The 16186-nt window shown below is 70.7% G+C and carries 19 protein-coding genes; 17 read left to right on the forward strand and 2 right to left on the reverse strand.

The window, feature by feature from the left end; all coding sequences use genetic code 11:
* The first annotated feature begins 194 nt into the window (after positions 1–194).
* Both A9X05_RS22750 and A9X05_RS22755 read left to right on the forward strand, forming a co-directional pair.
* Positions 195–1547: a replication-associated recombination protein A gene (locus A9X05_RS22750; RefSeq protein WP_067784187.1), complete on the forward strand. Its 1353-nt coding sequence runs from the start codon at positions 195–197 to the stop codon at positions 1545–1547.
* On the forward strand, positions 1544–1879 hold the full coding sequence (locus tag A9X05_RS22755; RefSeq protein WP_067784189.1) for a hypothetical protein: 336 nt from the start codon (positions 1544–1546) through the stop codon (positions 1877–1879). The genes A9X05_RS22750 and A9X05_RS22755 overlap by 4 nt, the downstream gene beginning before the upstream one ends.
* A gap of 82 nt (positions 1880–1961) precedes the next feature.
* Here A9X05_RS22755 and A9X05_RS22760 read toward each other — a convergent pair whose 3' ends face one another.
* On the reverse strand, positions 1962–2585 hold the full coding sequence (locus A9X05_RS22760; protein WP_067752779.1) for a hypothetical protein: 624 nt from the start codon (positions 2583–2585) through the stop codon (positions 1962–1964).
* A 170-nt stretch (positions 2586–2755) separates the two neighbouring features.
* Here A9X05_RS22760 and A9X05_RS22765 point away from each other — a divergent pair, with 170 nt between their 5' ends.
* From A9X05_RS22765 to aroQ, 10 genes are all read left to right on the forward strand, one after another.
* Positions 2756–3145 (forward strand): secondary thiamine-phosphate synthase enzyme YjbQ, encoded by a 390-nt coding sequence (locus A9X05_RS22765; RefSeq protein WP_197499176.1) that lies wholly within the window; start codon positions 2756–2758, stop codon positions 3143–3145.
* Between the two features lie 111 nt (positions 3146–3256).
* Positions 3257–5950, forward strand: a complete 2694-nt coding sequence (gene alaS / locus A9X05_RS22770) for an alanine--tRNA ligase (RefSeq protein ID WP_067784191.1) — start codon at positions 3257–3259, stop codon at positions 5948–5950.
* Positions 5951–6460, forward strand: a complete 510-nt coding sequence (gene ruvX, locus A9X05_RS22775; RefSeq protein ID WP_067752787.1) for a Holliday junction resolvase RuvX — start codon at positions 5951–5953, stop codon at positions 6458–6460.
* Entirely contained in the window at positions 6453–7694 is a 1242-nt protein-coding gene (gene mltG, locus A9X05_RS22780; RefSeq protein WP_067752790.1) for an endolytic transglycosylase MltG, read from the forward strand. Before ruvX ends, mltG begins: the two co-directional genes overlap by 8 nt.
* A complete protein-coding gene (locus tag A9X05_RS22785) occupies positions 7672–8490 on the forward strand; it encodes a shikimate dehydrogenase (protein ID WP_067784193.1) in 819 nt (272 codons plus the stop codon). Before mltG ends, A9X05_RS22785 begins: the two co-directional genes overlap by 23 nt.
* A gap of 110 nt (positions 8491–8600) precedes the next feature.
* Complete coding sequence (locus A9X05_RS22790) at positions 8601–9020, forward strand: A24 family peptidase (protein WP_067784196.1); 420 nt, start codon at positions 8601–8603, stop codon at positions 9018–9020.
* A gap of 32 nt (positions 9021–9052) precedes the next feature.
* Positions 9053–10258, forward strand: a complete 1206-nt coding sequence (aroC, locus tag A9X05_RS22795; protein WP_067752806.1) for a chorismate synthase — start codon at positions 9053–9055, stop codon at positions 10256–10258.
* Complete coding sequence (locus A9X05_RS22800) at positions 10258–10794, forward strand: shikimate kinase (protein WP_067752809.1); 537 nt, start codon at positions 10258–10260, stop codon at positions 10792–10794. The genes aroC and A9X05_RS22800 overlap by 1 nt, the downstream gene beginning before the upstream one ends.
* A complete protein-coding gene (gene aroB, locus A9X05_RS22805) occupies positions 10791–11882 on the forward strand; it encodes a 3-dehydroquinate synthase (RefSeq protein WP_067784198.1) in 1092 nt (363 codons plus the stop codon). Before A9X05_RS22800 ends, aroB begins: the two co-directional genes overlap by 4 nt.
* Positions 11879–12319, forward strand: coding sequence for a type II 3-dehydroquinate dehydratase (gene aroQ, locus A9X05_RS22810; RefSeq protein ID WP_067752822.1), 441 nt, complete (start codon positions 11879–11881; stop codon positions 12317–12319). The genes aroB and aroQ overlap by 4 nt, the downstream gene beginning before the upstream one ends.
* On the opposite strand, the gene A9X05_RS22815 is transcribed toward aroQ, so the two are convergent.
* Entirely contained in the window at positions 12316–12999 is a 684-nt protein-coding gene (locus A9X05_RS22815; protein WP_067784200.1) for a B-4DMT family transporter, read from the reverse strand. The genes aroQ and A9X05_RS22815 overlap by 4 nt on opposite strands.
* Positions 13000–13032: 33 nt before the next feature.
* Between A9X05_RS22815 and A9X05_RS22820 the strand changes: the two genes are divergently transcribed.
* From A9X05_RS22820 to A9X05_RS22840, 5 genes are all read left to right on the forward strand, one after another.
* Complete coding sequence (locus tag A9X05_RS22820) at positions 13033–14151, forward strand: Xaa-Pro peptidase family protein (RefSeq protein WP_067784202.1); 1119 nt, start codon at positions 13033–13035, stop codon at positions 14149–14151.
* Positions 14152–14201: 50 nt separating this feature from the next.
* Positions 14202–14423: a hypothetical protein gene (locus A9X05_RS22825; protein WP_067752831.1), complete on the forward strand. Its 222-nt coding sequence runs from the start codon at positions 14202–14204 to the stop codon at positions 14421–14423.
* A 139-nt stretch (positions 14424–14562) separates the two neighbouring features.
* A complete protein-coding gene (gene efp, locus A9X05_RS22830; protein WP_067282552.1) occupies positions 14563–15126 on the forward strand; it encodes an elongation factor P in 564 nt (187 codons plus the stop codon).
* Positions 15123–15620 carry a transcription antitermination factor NusB gene (gene nusB / locus A9X05_RS22835; protein ID WP_067784204.1) on the forward strand — a complete coding sequence of 166 codons (498 nt, stop codon included), beginning with the start codon at positions 15123–15125 and terminating at the stop codon, positions 15618–15620. Before efp ends, nusB begins: the two co-directional genes overlap by 4 nt.
* Positions 15617–16021, forward strand: coding sequence for an antitermination protein NusB (locus tag A9X05_RS22840; RefSeq protein ID WP_067752838.1), 405 nt, complete (start codon positions 15617–15619; stop codon positions 16019–16021). Before nusB ends, A9X05_RS22840 begins: the two co-directional genes overlap by 4 nt.
* Positions 16022–16186: the final 165 nt, after the last annotated feature.

Here is a 16186-nt window from a genome sequence, read left to right on the forward strand (position 1 = left end):
GGGGAGGCGCGCCGTAACCGGGCGGGGGCGGATAGCCCGGAGGGTTGTGCTCGCTGCCGTACGGGTCGGCCGGGGTGCCTGGATATTCGGGAGGCTGGCTCATGTCCGTCCTAGCTGTTGACTCAACCTGTGGGCACGCGCACACGGGAACTTAGCAAAGATGTCGGGGCGGCGCCCGGATTCGTTTTCGTGGTATGCCTGATGCCGTGTCCGACGGTCTTTTTGACCTGCCCGGCGCGGCGCCGACGAGCGATCACGGCCTGGGCGTGTCGGCCGGTGCGCCGCTGGCCGTGCGCATGCGGCCGGCCTCGTTGGACGAGGTGGTCGGCCAGGAGCACCTGCTGGCGCCCGGGTCGCCGCTGCGCCGCCTGGTCGAGGGATCCGGCGTGGCGTCGGCCATCCTCTACGGCCCGCCCGGCAGCGGCAAGACGACGCTGGCCGCGCTGATCTCCCAGGCGACCGGTCGCCGGTTCGAGGCGCTGTCGGCGCTGTCGGCCGGGGTCAAAGACGTGCGCGCCGTCATCGACCAGGCGCGGCAGGCGTTGTTGCGCGGCGAGCAGACGGTGCTGTTCATCGACGAGGTGCACCGCTTCTCCAAGACCCAGCAGGACGCCCTGCTGTCCGCCGTGGAGAACCGGGTGGTGCTGCTGGTGGCCGCGACCACCGAGAACCCGTCGTTCTCGGTCGTGGCGCCGCTGCTGTCCCGCTCGCTGATCCTGCAGCTGCGCCCGCTCAGCGCCGACGACATCCGCGCCGTGGTACAGCGGGCGATCGACGATCCGCGCGGACTGGACGGCCGGGTCGCGGTGACGCCCGAGGCCGTCGACCTGCTGGTGCGGCTGGCCGCCGGCGACGCCCGGCGGGCGCTGACCGCGCTGGAGGTCGCGGCCGAAGCCACCGAGTCGGTGAGCGTCGAGACCATCGAGCAGTCGCTGGACAAGGCCGCGGTGCGCTACGACCGGGACGGCGACCAGCACTACGACGTCATCAGCGCCTTCATCAAGTCGGTGCGGGGCTCGGACGTCGACGCGGCGCTGCACTACCTGGCCCGCATGCTCGTCGCGGGGGAGGACCCGCGGTTCCTCGCGCGGCGGCTGATGATCCTGGCCAGCGAGGACATCGGCATGGCCGACCCCAGCGCGCTGCAGATCGCGGTGGCGGCCGCGCAGACCGTGCAGCTGATCGGCATGCCCGAGGCGCAGCTGACGCTGGCCCACGCCACCATCCACCTGGCCACCGCGCCCAAGTCGAACTCCGTGACCACCGCGCTCGCCGCGGCGATGGACGACATCAAGGCGGGCAAGGCGGGCCTGGTGCCGCCCCACCTGCGCGACGGGCACTATTCCGGCGCGGCGGCGCTGGGACACGCGCAGGGGTATCGGTATTCGCACAACGATCCCGACGGTGTCCTGGCCCAGCAATATCCGCCGGACGAGTTGGTGGACGTGGACTACTACCGGCCGACCGGCCGCGGCGGTGAGCGGGAGATGGCCGGGCGGCTGGAGCGGTTGCGGGCGATCATCCGGGGAAAGCGGGGGCGGTCATGAAAACCTTCACCGACGACGAGATGGGCCGGCTGCTGGCCACCACCCAGCCCTACAGCGTCGTCATCCTCAAGCAGGGGCCGCGGTTCGCCGACGAGACGACACCGGGGACCGTCTGGGAGCACGGGCGGCGCAACTTCGGGCTGCGCGACGACGGCGTCATGCCCATCGTGTTGCCGGTCACCGACGGCTCCGAGGTCTGCGGGATCGCGGTGTTCGCGGCCTCGGTCGACGACACCGCCGCGATCATGGCCGACGACCCGGGTGTGGCCGCGGGCGTCTTCACCTTCGAGGTGCATCCCTGCCGGGGATTCCCGGGCGACGCGCTGCCCTGAACGCATCGAGCGTCACGCTGGCGTGACACTGGACGGCAGCCGCCACGCTGGCGTGACGCTCGGCGAAAGAAGCGTTCTAGCGCTAGACCAGCTCGGGCACCCGCAGGTGGGCGATCGCCAGCTCGAATTCGGCGACGTCGATCACCTCGGCGCCCAGCTCCCGGACGCGCCTGCTGCGCAATTCGTTCGCCCGGTCGCTGTTGCGGGCCATCGCGTCCATCGAGTCGAACGTCGAGCACGACACCGCCCGTCGGCACGCCGGATGGTCGACCAGCAGGCTGGCGCTGCAGAACCCGTCGAGCTCCTCGAGCTCCGGCAGCACCGACGAGCGGTAGAAGTCCAGGGACCGGGTGAGCTGGTCCGGCACCACCTTGAGCCAGGTGGCCCGCACGCAGGCACCCTGCCGCGACGGATGGTCGCGGTGCAGCAAAGCGATGTCCCACTCCTCGACCCGCGCGCTGCCGTCGAACATCAGCGCGGCCTGATCGCGAATCGGGGCGACCCGTTCGGCGCTGGCGCGCATCGCGTCGATGCTGTCCCACGAGCTGGTGGCGATGCAGGTCCCGGACTGCCGGTCGACCAACAGCGACAGCCCGACACACCCCTCGATCTCGGTGAGGGCGGGCATGACGACATCGCGAACGTGCGCGATCCCGATGTCGACCGACAAGGGTTGCGCCTGGATGGTGGTGGAGCGTGCGTACACGGCCGACCTCCTCTGTAGGGCTTATATCCAAGGAGCCCGTGGCGCCACCGGCCCCACCAGTTACCTTCCTCCTGCCCAATGCGCCCCGCAATGCCCAAATGTGGTCGCGCTCACAATCGATTGGCTGCCCGCAACGTGTGCGCCGTAGGCTGGTTCGGATGCATACCGACGTGCTGGACGTGGACACAACACGACGCCGCATCGTCGATCTGACCGAGGCGGTGCGGGGCTTCTGCTGGTCGAGGGGCGACGGGTTGTGCAACGTGTTCGTCCCGCACGCCACCGCGGGCGTCGCCATCATCGAAACGGGGGCCGGCTCCGACGAAGACCTGCTCGACACGCTGGAACGGCTGCTGCCGCGCGACGACCGGTATCGGCACTCGCACGGCTCGCCGGGCCACGGCGCGGATCACGTGATGCCGGCGCTGGTCGCGCCGTCGGTGACCGTGCCGGTCTCCGGGGGCGAGCCGATGCTGGGCACCTGGCAAAGCATCGTGCTGGTCGATTTGAACCGGGACAACCCACAACGCTCGGTGCGGCTGAGCTTTCTGGAGGGTTAGCGGCCCGGTAGCCAGCTACTCCAGCGAATACGCTGGAATAGACGTTCACGCGACAAAGCAACACGCGACAAAGCAACACGCGACAAAGCAAAAGGAAGAAGCGGACTCCAAGTGCAGACACACGAGATCAGGAAGCGGTTTCTTGATCATTTCGTGAAGGCGGGCCACACCGAGGTGCCGAGCGCATCGGTGATCCTCGACGACCCCAACCTGCTGTTCGTCAACGCGGGCATGGTCCAGTTCGTGCCGTACTTCCTGGGAGCGCGCACGCCGCCGTACTCGACGGCCACCAGCATCCAAAAGTGCATCCGCACGCCCGACATCGACGAGGTGGGGATCACCACCCGGCACAACACCTTCTTTCAGATGGCCGGCAACTTCTCGTTCGGCGATTACTTCAAGCGCCGCGCCATCGAGCTGGCGTGGACTCTGCTGACCAACGGGTTGTCCGAGGGCGGCTACGGCCTGGATCCCGAAAGGATCTGGACGACGGTCTATTTCGACGACGACGAGGCCGTGCAGCTGTGGCAGGAGATCGCCGGGCTGCCGGCCGAGCGGATCCAGCGCCGCGGCATGGAAGACAACTACTGGTCCATGGGCATCCCCGGTCCGTGTGGCCCGTCGTCGGAGATCTACTACGACCGCGGCGAAGAGTTCGGGGTCGGTGGCGGCCCGGTGGCCAACGAAGACCGCTACATCGAGATCTGGAACCTCGTGTTCATGCAGAACGAACGTGGCGAGGGCACTTCCAAGACCGACTTCGAAATCCTCGGCCCGTTGCCCCGCAAGAACATTGACACCGGCATGGGCGTCGAGCGGGTCGCGTTCATCCTGCAGGGCGTGCACAACGTGTACGAGACCGACCTGCTGCGGCCCGTCATCGACGCGGTGGCCGCCCGCGCGCCGCGCGGATATGACGTGGGCAACCACTCCGACGATGTGCGCTACCGGGTGATCGCCGACCACAGCCGCACCGCGGCGATCCTGATCGGCGACGGCGTCACGCCCGGCAACGACGGCCGCGGCTACGTGCTGCGCCGGCTGCTGCGCCGGGTGATCCGTTCGGCCAAGCTGCTCGACATCGACGGGCCCATCGTCGGCGCGTTGATGACCACCGTGCGCGACGCGATGGGGCCGTCGTATCCCGAACTGGTCGCCGACTTCGACCGGATCAGGCGCATCGCCGTCGCCGAGGAGACCGCGTTCAACCGCACGCTGGCGGCCGGTTCCAAGCTGTTCGACGAGGTCGCCGGCACCACCAAAGAGGCTGGGGCCAAAGCGATCTCGGGCTCGGACGCTTTCACGCTGCACGACACCTACGGCTTCCCGATCGAGCTGACCCTGGAGATGGCCGCCGAGGCGGGCCTGCAGGTCGACGAGATCGGCTTCCGGGAACTGATGGCCGAGCAGCGCCGGCGCGCGAAGGCGGACGCCGCCGCTCGCAAGCACGCCCACGCCGACCTGAGCGCCTATCGGGAGCTGGTCGACGCCGGCCCGACGGAATTCACCGGCTTCGACGAATTGTCCTCCGAGGCAAAGATTCTGGGCATCTTCGTGGACGGCAAGCGGGTCCCGGTCGTCACGCACGGCGCCGAGGGCGCGCAGCAAGTCGAACTGGTGCTGGACCGCACGCCGCTCTACGCCGAGTCCGGCGGGCAGATCGCCGACGAGGGCACCATCAGCGGGACCGGCGCAGGCGCGAGCGCCCGCGCGGCGGTCACCGACGTGCAGAAGATCGCGAAAACCCTGTGGGTGCATCGGGTCAACGTCGAATCCGGGGAGTTCGTGGAGGGCGACACCGTGGTCGCCGCGGTCGATCCGGAATGGCGCCGGGGCGCCACCCAGGGCCACTCGGGCACCCACATGGTGCATGCCGCGCTGCGACAGGTGCTGGGCCCCAACGCCGTTCAGGCGGGATCGCTGAATCGCCCCGGCTACCTGCGGTTCGACTTCAACTGGCAGGGTCCGCTGTCCGACGAGCAGCGCACCCAGGTCGAAGAGGTCACCAACCAGGCCGTCCAGGCCGACTTCGAGGTGCACACGTTCACCGAGCAGCTGGAGAAGGCCAAGGCGATGGGCGCAATGGCGATGTTCGGCGAGGCCTACCCGGACGAGGTGCGGGTGGTCGAGATCGGCGGGCCGTTCTCGCTCGAGCTCTGCGGCGGGACCCACGTGCACAACTCCGCTCAGATCGGGCCGGTGACCATCCTGGGCGAATCGTCGGTCGGCTCCGGCGTGCGCCGGGTGGAGGCCTACGTCGGGCTGGACTCCTTCCGCCACCTGGCCAAGGAGCGCGCGCTGATGGCGGGGCTGGCCTCGTCGCTGAAGGTGCCGTCCGACGAGGTGCCCGCCCGGGTGGCCGGACTGGTGGAGCGGCTCAAGGCGGCCGAGAAGGAACTCGAACGCGCACGGCTGGCGAGCGCGCGCGCCGCCGCGACCAACGCGGCGGCCGGCGCGGAGCGTATCGGTAACGTCCGTGTGGTGGCGCAACGCATGTCGGTGGGGATGACGGCCGGCGACCTGCGCTCCCTGGTGGGCGACATCCGCGGCAAGCTGGGCAGCGACCCCGCCGTGGTGGCGCTGATCTCCGAGGGCGAGGGGGGCAGTGTGCCGTACGCGGTCGCCGCCAACCCCGCCGCCCAGGACCTCGGGCTCCGCGCCAACGACCTGATCAAGCAGCTCGCCGCGACGGTCGACGGCCGCGGCGGAGGCAAGCCGGACCTGGCGCAGGGTTCCGGAAAGGACCCCAGCCGCATCGACGCGGCGCTGGAGGCGGTCCGCTCCGAGATAGCGCGGGTCGGCTGAGTGGTCCCCGCACAGCATCGCGTGCCCGACCGGCCCGGCGACCCTGACCAGGATCCCGGCCGGGGGCGGCGGCTCGGCATCGACGTCGGCAGCGTGCGCATCGGCGTCGCCAGCAGCGACCCCGACGGCATCCTGGCCACCCCGGTGGAAACCGTGCGCCGTGACCGCTCCGGCAAGCACGTGCGCCGACTGGCCGAGCTGGCCGCCGAACTCGGCGCGGTCGAGGTGGTCGTCGGGCTGCCACGCACGCTGGCCGACCGCACCGGCCCGTCGGCGATCGACGCGATGGAGCTGGCCGACACGCTGGCCCAGCGGATCGCCCCCACGCCCGTGCGCCTGGCCGACGAGCGCCTGACCACCGTGAGCGCGCAGCGCTCGCTGCGCGCGGCCGGCGTCCGCGCCCGCGAACAGCGGGCCGTGATCGACCAGGCGGCCGCGGTGGCCATCCTGCAGAGCTGGCTCGACCAGCGCCGCGCCGCCCTGACGGCGGGGGAGCCTGCCGATGGTTGACAGCGCACGACGGCAACGCGCCGAGCCCGAGGCGGTCGGCACGTCGCGGAAGCGCAGCCGCGTCGCCCGGAACCGGGCCGAACGGGGCCGACGCCAGCGGCGGTTCGCCGGCAAGATCGTGCTCGCGGTCGTCGCCGTCGTCGTGCTGGTGGCCGTGTTCGTCGGCGCCAAGCTGTGGCACACGGTGTTCGGAGCCGGCGACGACTACGCCGGAAATGGCAAGCAGGACATCGTGATTCAGATCAAGGACGGTGACTCGACCACCAACGTCGGGGAGACGCTGCAGCACGAGCAGGTGGTCAAGACCGTCCGGGCATTCGTCAACGCCGCGCACGGCAACAGCAAGATCTCCTCGATCCAGCCCGGCTTCTACCGAATGCGCACCGAGATCCCGGCGGCCGACGCCGTCGCACGGCTGGCCGATCCGAACAGCCGGGTGGGCCGACTGGTCATCCCGGAGGGCCGTCAGCTCGACGACACCACCGACATGAAGACCAACGTGGTGACCCCGGGGATCCTGACGCTGATCTCCCGCGCCACGTGCGTGACCCTCGACGGCAACCAGCACTGCGTCGCGGTGGAGGAGCTGCGGGCGGCGGCGACCAACAGCGCGCCCGCCGCGCTCGCGGTGCCGCCGTGGGCCGTCGAACCCTTCACCGAGCTCGGCAAGGACCATCGCCGGATCGAGGGGCTGATCGCGCCGGGAACCTTCAACGTGGACCCGTCCGCCTCTGCCGAGACCATCCTGTCGAGCCTGATCAGCGCCGGGGGCGTCGAGTACATGAAGTCCGGGTTGGTGGACACCGCCCAGTCCATGGGCCTGTCGCCGTACGACATCCTGGTGGTGGCGTCGCTGGTGGAGCAGGAATCCAAGTCGCAGGACTTCGCGAAGGTCGCGCAGGTGATCTACAACCGCCTGCACGCCCACCACACGCTGGAATTCGACTCGACGGTCAACTACCCGCTGGATCGCCGGGAGGTGGCCACCACCGACGCCGACCGCGCCCAGAAGACGCCGTGGAACACCTACGTGTCGCAGGGGCTGCCCGCGACGGCGATCTGTTCGCCGGGCGTCGACGCGCTGCGCGCCGCCGAGCATCCCGAGCCCGGCGACTGGCTGTACTTCGTCACCATCGACGCCCAGGGGACGACGCTGTTCACCAAGGATTATCAGCAGCATCTGGCCAACATCGAGCTGGCTAAGCGCAACGGTGTCCTCGATAGCGCGCGCTGAGGGCGGACCCCGGAAAGCGGCGGTGCTCGGCAAGCCGATCGCCCACTCGAAGTCCCCGCAGCTGCACCTGGCCGCCTACCGGGCGCTGGGCCTGCTGGACTGGACCTACGACCGCATCGAATGTGACGCCGAGCGGCTGCCGGCCGTCGTCGGCGGCTTCGGGCCCGAATGGGTCGGGGTGTCGGTCACCATGCCGGGCAAGTTCGCGGCGCTGCGCTTCGCCGACGAGCGCACCGAGCGGGCCGAGCGGGTGGGGTCGGCCAACACCCTGGTCCGCACGCCCGCCGGCTGGCGGGCCGACAACACCGACATCGACGGCGTCGCGGGGGCGCTTTCGTCGGCCACCGGGCCCGCGCTGGTGTGCGGGTCGGGCGGCACCGCGCCGGCGGCCGTCCTGGGCCTGGCGCAGCTGGGCGTCCCCGCCATCACCGTCGTCGCGCGCAACCCCGACAAGGCCGCCCGGCTGGTGGAGTTGGGCACCGGAATCGGGGTCCGGACGCGGTTCGTGAACATCGACGACGACGGCCTAGGGACCGCGGTGGCCGCCGCCGAGGTGCTGGTCAGCACGATCCCCGCCGACGTCGCGGCGCGGTACGCGGGCACCCTCGCCGCGATCCCGGTCCTGCTGGACGCCGTCTACGACCCGTGGCCCACGCCGCTGGCCGCCGCGGTGGCCGCCGCCGGCGGCCGCGTGATCAGCGGCCTGCAGATGTTGTTGCACCAGGCGTTCACCCAGGTCGAGCTATTCACAGGGCAACCGGCGCCGCGAGAGGCCATGGCCGCCGCTCTGGGCTAACGTCCCGCACGTCGGATGCCCCAGGTCAACAACCGAGCGTGGGGCCTAGGGACGACATCGCCACCGTTTTCGTACCTAGCCCCACACTCGCGGCGCACACAGGAGAACCCATGCGGCTTGGAGCGGTTGTGGCGGTGCTCGCGTGGCTGTTGCTGCTGAGCGGCTGCGACGTCCGCGAGCGCCGGTTGCCGAACGTGCTCACGCTGCCCGGGGCCGGGGTGATCCTGCTGACGGCAGCGGTGGCCGGGCGCGGCTGGGCCCCGCTGGCCGGCGCGACGGCGCTGACCGCGATCTATCTGCTGGTGCACTCGCTCGCCCCGGCCGGGATGGGCGCCGGGGACGTCAAGCTGGCGATCGGCCTCGGGGCGCTGGCGGGCTGTTTCGGGGTCGGGACGTGGTTCCTGGCCGCGCTGGCCGCGCCGCTGCTGACGACGGTGTTCGCGGCGCTGTGCGGCGCGCGGGCGGTGCCCCATGGCCCGTCGATGTGCCTGGCCACCGCCACCGCGATCGGCCTGTTTCTCGGGATTTAAGCCCGCGCCGGACCCCATGGGAGAATGGCCGGGTGTTGCGTTGGATCACCGCCGGGGAGTCGCATGGCCGTGCGTTGGTGGCCATGCTCGAGGGCATGGTCGCCGGCGTGGAGGTCACCTCCACCGATATCGCCGACCAATTGGCCCGCCGCCGGCTCGGGTACGGGCGCGGCGCGCGGATGAAGTTCGAGCGCGACGCGGTGACCGTGCTGTCCGGGGTCCGCCACGGCATCACGCTGGGCGGCCCCATCGCCATCGAGATCGGCAACACCGAGTGGCCCAAATGGGAGACCGTGATGGCCGCCGACCCGGTGGACCCGGCGGAGCTGGCCAACATCGCGCGCAACGAACCGCTCACCCGCCCGCGGCCCGGGCACGCCGACTACGCCGGCATGCTCAAGTACGGCTTCGACGACGCCCGCCCGGTCCTGGAGCGCGCCAGCGCCCGGGAGACCGCCGCCCGCGTCGCGGTGGGCACGGTCGCGCGGTCCTTCCTGCGCCAGGCGCTCGGCGTCGACGTGCTCTCCCACGTCATCGCGATCGGCCCGTCGGCGCCCTACGACGGCCCCCCGCCCCGCCCCGAAGACCTGCCCGCGATCGACGACAGCCCCGTGCGCGCGTATGACGAGGAGGCTGAGAAGTCCATGATCGCCGAGATCGAGGCGGCCAAGAAGGACGGCGACACCCTCGGCGGCGTGGTCGAGGTGGTGGCGACAGGCCTGCCGGTGGGCCTGGGCTCGTTCACCAGCGGCGACAACCGGCTGGACAGCCAGCTCGCCGCCGCGGTGATGGGCATCCAGGCCATCAAGGGCGTGGAGATCGGCGACGGCTTCGAGACGGCGCGCCGCCGCGGCAGCCGCGCGCACGACGAGATGTATCCCGGCCCCGACGGCGTGGTCCGCTCGACGAATCGCGCCGGTGGGCTGGAGGGCGGCATGACCAACGGCCAGCCGCTGCGGGTGCGGGCCGCGATGAAGCCGATCTCCACCGTGCCGCGCGCGCTGGCCACCGTCGACATGGCGACCGGCGACGAGGCCGTCGCCATCCACCAGCGCTCGGACGTGTGCGCGGTGCCCGCCGCGGGGGTGGTGGTCGAGGCCATGGTGGCGCTGGTGCTCGCCCGCGCGGCGCTGGAGAAGTTCGGCGGCGACTCGCTCACCGAAACCCGGCGCAACATCGAGGCGTATCAGCGCGCGGTCGCCGACCGGGAAGCGCCGGCCGCCCGGGGGACCGCTTGATGGCGCCCAAGGCGGTACTCGTCGGGCTGCCGGGTTCGGGCAAGTCCACCATCGGGCGGCGCCTGGCCAAGGCGCTCGGCGTCGAGTTCCTCGACACCGACGCGGCGATCGAGCAGCGGACCGGGCGCAGCATCGCCGACATCTTCGCCACGGACGGCGAGCAGGAGTTCCGCCGCATCGAGGAGGACGCGGTGCGTGCCGCGTTGGCCGACCATGACGGCGTGGTGTCGCTCGGCGGCGGCGCGGTCACCAGCCCCGGGGTCTGCGAGGCGCTCGCCGGCCACACGGTCATCTACCTGGAGATCAGCGCCGGCGAAGGCGTGCGGCGCACCGGCGGCGGCGCAGTGCGCCCTCTGCTCGCCGGCCCCGACCGCGCCGAGAAGTTCAAAGCGCTGATGGCCAAACGGGCCCCGCTGTACCGCCGTGTCTCGACGATCCGCGTCGACACCAACCGCCGCAACCCCGGGGCGGTGGTGCGCTACATCGTGTCCCGGCTGCAGACGCCGGAGAACGCTCACGCGGAGGCCACCACATGACCGCGCCCGTCACCGTCGAGGTGGCCGTCGAACCGCCCTACCCGGTGGTCATCGGCACCGACCTGGGCGACCGGCTGGTCGAACTGCTCTGCGACCGGCACCGGGTGGCGGTCGTACACCAACCGGTGCTGGCGCACACCGCGGAAGCGATCCGAAGCCGCTTGGCGGACAAGGGCGTTGACGCCCATCGCATCGAAATCCCGGACGCCGAGGCCGGCAAGGACCTACCGGTCGTCGGATTCCTCTGGGAAGTGTTCGGCCGCATCGGCATTGACCGCAAAGACGCGGTGGTGAGCCTGGGCGGCGGCGCCGCCACCGACGTCGCCGGGTTCGCGGCGGCCACCTGGCTGCGCGGCGTCGACGTGGTCCACATTCCCACCACGCTGCTGGGCATGGTCGACGCGGCCGTCGGCGGCAAGACCGGCATCAACACCGACGCGGGCAAGAACCTGGTGGGCGCGTTTCACCAGCCGCTGGCGGTGCTGGTCGACCTGGCGACCCTGGAAACGTTGCCGCACAACGAACTCGTCGCCGGGATGGCCGAGGTCGTCAAGGCCGGGTTCATCGCCGACCCGGTGATCCTCGACCTCATCGAGGCCGACCCGCAAGCCGCCGTGGACCCGACCGGTGACGTGCTGCCGGAACTGGTCCGACGCTCGATCGCCGTCAAGGCGAACGTGGTCGCCGCCGACGAGAAAGAGTCGGAGCTGCGCGAAATCCTCAACTACGGCCACACCTTGGCGCATGCGATCGAACGCAGGGAACGCTACGAGTGGCGCCACGGCGCCGCGGTGTCCGTGGGCCTGGTCTTCGCCGCGGAGCTGGCCCGCCTCGCCGGGCGCCTCGACGACGCCACCGCGCAACGCCACCGCACCGTCCTTTCGGCGCTGGGCCTGCCGGTCGCCTACGACGCCGACGCGCTGCCGCAGCTGCTGGAATACATGGCCCAGGACAAGAAGTCGCGGGCCGGTGTGCTCAGGTTCGTGGTCCTCGACGGGCTGGCGAAGCCGGGGCGGCTGGCCGGGCCCGACCCGTCGCTGCTGGCGGCCGCGTACGCGGGGCTGTCGGAGGAAGAAGGGGCCCGATGACCACCACCGTCAACGTCATCAACGGCCCGAACCTGGGCCGGCTGGGCCGCCGCGAGCCCGACGTCTACGGCGACACCACGCACGACGAACTGACCGCGCTCATCGAGCGGGAGGCCACCGCTCTCGGGTTGAAAGCCGTTGTGCGCCAAAGTGATAGCGAAGGGCAGCTGCTGGACTGGATCCATGCGGCCGCCGATGCCGGCGAACCGGTGATCCTCAACGCCGGCGGCCTCACCCACACATCGGTGGCCCTGCGCGACGCGTGCGCGGAGCTGCGAGCGCCCCTGATCGAGGTGCACATCTCCAATGTGCATGCCCGCGAGGAGTTTCGGCGCCACTCGTACCTCAGCCCCGTCGCGACCGGGGTGATCGTCGGGCTGGGAATTCAGGGCTACCTGCTCGCCCTGCGCTACCTGGCGGACGCCGCCAAGGCCTAGTCCTTCTTGGGTTCCTTGCCCGGCTTCGTGGCGTCGTCACCGCCGTCGGTGCGGATCACCTCGGTCTTCGGCTCGTGGTCGGCCGCGGTGTGGATCGTCTCGGTCGGCTCGTCACGCTCGGCCGTGGCGACCGAAGCGGTCCGCTCCTCGTGCTGGGCGCCCGCGGTGGGAATCTCACCGGTCGGCGCGTCGTCACCGCGCACCGCGGAGAACACGTCGGTGTCGGCGCGCTCCTCGTCCGCTCCCTTCTGCCGGGGCGGGGGATTGCGGTCCACCCGCCAACGGCCGATGGTCACGCCGATGATCCCCGGCAGGAACACGCAAAGGGCGGTGAACGCCGCGAACGTCGTCACCTCGTTGATCAGCCCACCCGTGTAGAGGCCGTTGTACACCAGCGAGATGAGCCAGGACACGGCCCCGCTGAGGATGCCGGCCACCAGGCCGGCCAGCAGCCACGTCATCGCCAGGTCGCGCCGCCGGTCCGGGTCGGGGTTCGCGATGGCGTCGGCCCGGCCGTCGACCACCCCCCATACGGCCACGCCGATGACGAACAGCAGGAGCAGCACCACGCTGAACAGCCCGGCCTGCGTCTGCCACGCGTTGATCAACGCGCCTTGAACCAAGCGAACGACAACCATCGCCGCGGCGTAGACCAATCCGCGCAGCATCCAGGACCTCATGGGCAATCAGCGTAGCGAGTACCGTCAAGGGTCGTGACACATTCTCAGCGTCGGGACAACCTGAAAGCGCAACTCGGTGCCAGTGGACTGGACGCGATGCTGGTCAGCGACCTGAACAACGTGCGCTACCTGTCGGGGTTCACCGGATCGAACGGCGCGTTGCTGGTCTTCGCCGACGATCGCGGCCCCGTGCTGGCCACCGACGGCCGGTACCGCACCCAGGCCGCCGAACAGGCGCCGGGGCTCGAGATCGCCATCGAACGTGCCCTCGGGCGCTATCTGGTCGGCCGCGCCGCCGCGGACGGGGTTTCGAAGCTGGGCTTCGAGAGCAATGTGGTGACCGTCGACGCCTTCGACGCCCTGACCAGCGAACTCGGCGAGCGCAGCGCGGCCACCGAGCTGATGCGCGCCGCCGGGACCGTCGAGGCGCTGCGGGAGATCAAGGACGACGGCGAGGTGGCGCTGCTGCGGCTGGCCTGTGAGGCGGCCGACGCCGCGCTCGCCGATCTGATCGAGCGCGGCGGCCTGCGGCCGGGCCGAACCGAACGCGAGGTGAGCCGGGACCTGGAGGCGCTGATGCTCGACCACGGCGCCGACGCGATCTCGTTCGAGACCATCGTGGCCGCCGGGCCGAATTCGGCGATCCCGCATCACCGCCCCACCGATGCGGTGCTGGCCACCGGTGACTTCGTCAAGATCGATTTCGGCGCGCTGGTGGCCGGCTATCACTCCGATATGACCCGCACGTTCGTGCTCGGCAAGGCCGCCGACTGGCAGCTGGAGATCTACCAGCTGGTCGCCGATGCCCAGCGGGCCGGCCGCGAGGCGCTGCGGCCGGGCGCGAGCCTGCGCGACATCGACGGCGCGGCGCGTCAGCTGATCGTCGACGCGGGCTACGGCGAGCAGTTCGGCCACGGCCTGGGTCACGGCGTGGGGCTGCAGATTCACGAGGCACCGGGAATCGGCGCCACGTCCACCGGCACCCTGTTGGCGGGTTCGGTGGTGACCGTCGAGCCCGGCGTCTACCTGCCGGGCCGCGGCGGCGTGCGCATCGAGGACACCCTGGTCGTGCCCCACGAGGAGGCGGCGGCCCGCGGGCACGCGCCGGAACTGCTGACCCGGTTCCCCAAGGAGTTGGCGGTCCTCAGCTAGGTCACGTGCGCCCTGTGGCCGGCGGGCGCCCCGGGGTAAAGTCGGGTGGCGTGAACGGGGTGGAGCCAATCGAACGTGGCCTGGCGCGCCTGCGGGACTTCCGGTGGGACCTGAACGCCCAGCCGCTGCGGGAGCTGCGGCTCGAGGTCGACATCGTGTATTTCACCGTCCCGGTGCCGTTTTCCGGCGGGAGGAAGCTCAGCGTTCCCTTCTTGACGATGATCAAGCGGGTACCCCCTTCGCCCACCGGGCCGGCCGAGACCGGCCCGTAACGCGAGAGCGGAAGGCAAGCTTCCCGCCGGTCATGGGCCACCCGACGCGGGGGCACCGGCCGACTCCCGCTCTAGACTGACGAACAAGTTGCAGACAGTCGGCGAACGACTGTCCATCCCCTAGGAGATACACCGAACCGTGGCAAGCACCGCCGATTTCAAGAACGGACTGGTGCTGGTGATCGATGGCCAGCTCTGGCAGATCGTCGAGTTCCAGCACGTCAAACCCGGCAAGGGACCCGCCTTCGTGCGCACCAAGCTCAAGAACGTGCTTTCCGGCAAGGTCGTCGACAAGACGTACAACGCCGGCGTGAAGGTGGAGACCGCCACGGTCGACCGGCGCGACACCACCTACCTGTACCGCGACGGCTCGGACTTCGTGTTCATGGACAGCCAGGATTACGAGCAGCACCCCCTGCCGGAATCGCTGGTCGGCGACGCCGCCCGGTTCCTGCTCGAGGGCCTGCCGGTCCAGGTGGCGTTCCACAACGGGGCGCCGCTGTACATCGAGCTGCCGGTGGCGGTCGAGATGGAGGTCACCCACACCGAGCCGGGCCTGCAGGGCGACCGGTCGAGCGCCGGCACCAAGCCCGCCACCGTGGAGACCGGGGCGGAGATTCAGGTGCCGCTGTTCATCAACACCGGGGACAAGCTCAAGGTGGACACGCGCGACGGCAGCTACTTGGGGCGCGTCAACGCGTGAGCAGGCCCGTCAGGGGACGCCATCAGGCCCGCAAGCGCGCCGTTGACCTGCTGTTCGAAGCCGAGGCCCGCGGGCTGGGCCCGGCCGAGCTCGTCGACGTGCGAACCGCGCTGGCCGAGACAAACCCCGACGTGGCGCAGCCGCAGCCCTACACGGTCGCGGCGGCCCGCGGGGTCGGCGAGCACGCCGCCCACATCGACGACCTGATCAGCTCGCACCTGCAGGGCTGGACGCTGGACCGGCTGCCCGCCGTGGACCGCGCCATCCTGCGGGTGGCGGTATGGGAGCTGCTCTACGCCGACGACGTCCCGGAGCCGGTCGCCGTGGACGAGGCCGTGCAGCTGGCCAAGGAACTGTCCACCGACGATTCGCCGGCCTTCGTCAACGGCGTGCTGGGCCAGGTCATGCTGGTGACGCCGCAGATCCGGGCGGCCGCCGCGGCGGTCCGGTCCAGCGCGGCGCACGCGCCGGAGAACGAGGAACCGCAGGGGTGACCCGGCTGGAGCTGCGCGCCGTCATCGCGGGCTTGCTGGCCGCGACCGTGGTGCTGGGCGCCGTCGTCTGCGCGGCCTTCGGGTGGACCATCGTCGCCTCGGCCCTGTCGATCTACGGGCTCGCGGTGGGCGCCTGGCTGTACCACTGCGTCGAACGGCTGATCGTGGCCCGCCGCATCAGCACGGTTCGCAGCGCGGCAAAGCCGCTGCAACCCCTGCTGCCGGTGATGGCGGCGATCATGGGCCTGACGCAGGCCGTGGTGCGATCGCTGTCCGACGTCACCGAGCTGCCGGCACGTCGCTGGGATCTCCCGGTGCTGCGCTGGGTGGACGGCACGCGCGCCAACCGGCGCGTGGTGGACGCCGACGACGGTGACGACGGGATCACCGAATCGACCTGAGGCGAAACGATCACGTGGGCGGCGCGGCGGGGTGAGAATACAAGTCGCTCAGAAGAACAGGTGAGATCATGACTCGATACACCACCCAGCCGCGACGACTCCGCGTCTCCGCGCTCGCGGCGGTGGCCAACCCGTCCTACGCCCGCATCGACACCTGGAACCTGC

This window comes from Mycobacterium sp. E3298 (assembly GCF_001666895.1).
Lineage (GTDB): Bacteria > Actinomycetota > Actinomycetes > Mycobacteriales > Mycobacteriaceae > Mycobacterium.

What these genes read in the sequence shown, in the direction of transcription:
- A9X05_RS22750 (WP_067784187.1), top strand. Translation starts at nt 195, where the DNA reads ATGCCTGATGCCGTGTCCGACGGTCTTTTTGACCTGCCCGGCGCGGCG.
- A9X05_RS22755 (WP_067784189.1), top strand. Translation starts at nt 1,544, where the DNA reads ATGAAAACCTTCACCGACGACGAGATGGGCCGGCTGCTGGCCACCACC.
- mltG (WP_067752790.1), top strand. Translation starts at nt 6,453, where the DNA reads ATGGTTGACAGCGCACGACGGCAACGCGCCGAGCCCGAGGCGGTCGGC.
- A9X05_RS22790 (WP_067784196.1), top strand. Translation starts at nt 8,601, where the DNA reads ATGCGGCTTGGAGCGGTTGTGGCGGTGCTCGCGTGGCTGTTGCTGCTG.
- A9X05_RS22800 (WP_067752809.1), top strand. Translation starts at nt 10,258, where the DNA reads ATGGCGCCCAAGGCGGTACTCGTCGGGCTGCCGGGTTCGGGCAAGTCC.
- aroB (WP_067784198.1), top strand. Translation starts at nt 10,791, where the DNA reads ATGACCGCGCCCGTCACCGTCGAGGTGGCCGTCGAACCGCCCTACCCG.
- aroQ (WP_067752822.1), top strand. Translation starts at nt 11,879, where the DNA reads ATGACCACCACCGTCAACGTCATCAACGGCCCGAACCTGGGCCGGCTG.
- A9X05_RS22815 (WP_067784200.1), bottom strand. Translation starts at nt 12,999, where the DNA reads ATGAGGTCCTGGATGCTGCGCGGATTGGTCTACGCCGCGGCGATGGTT.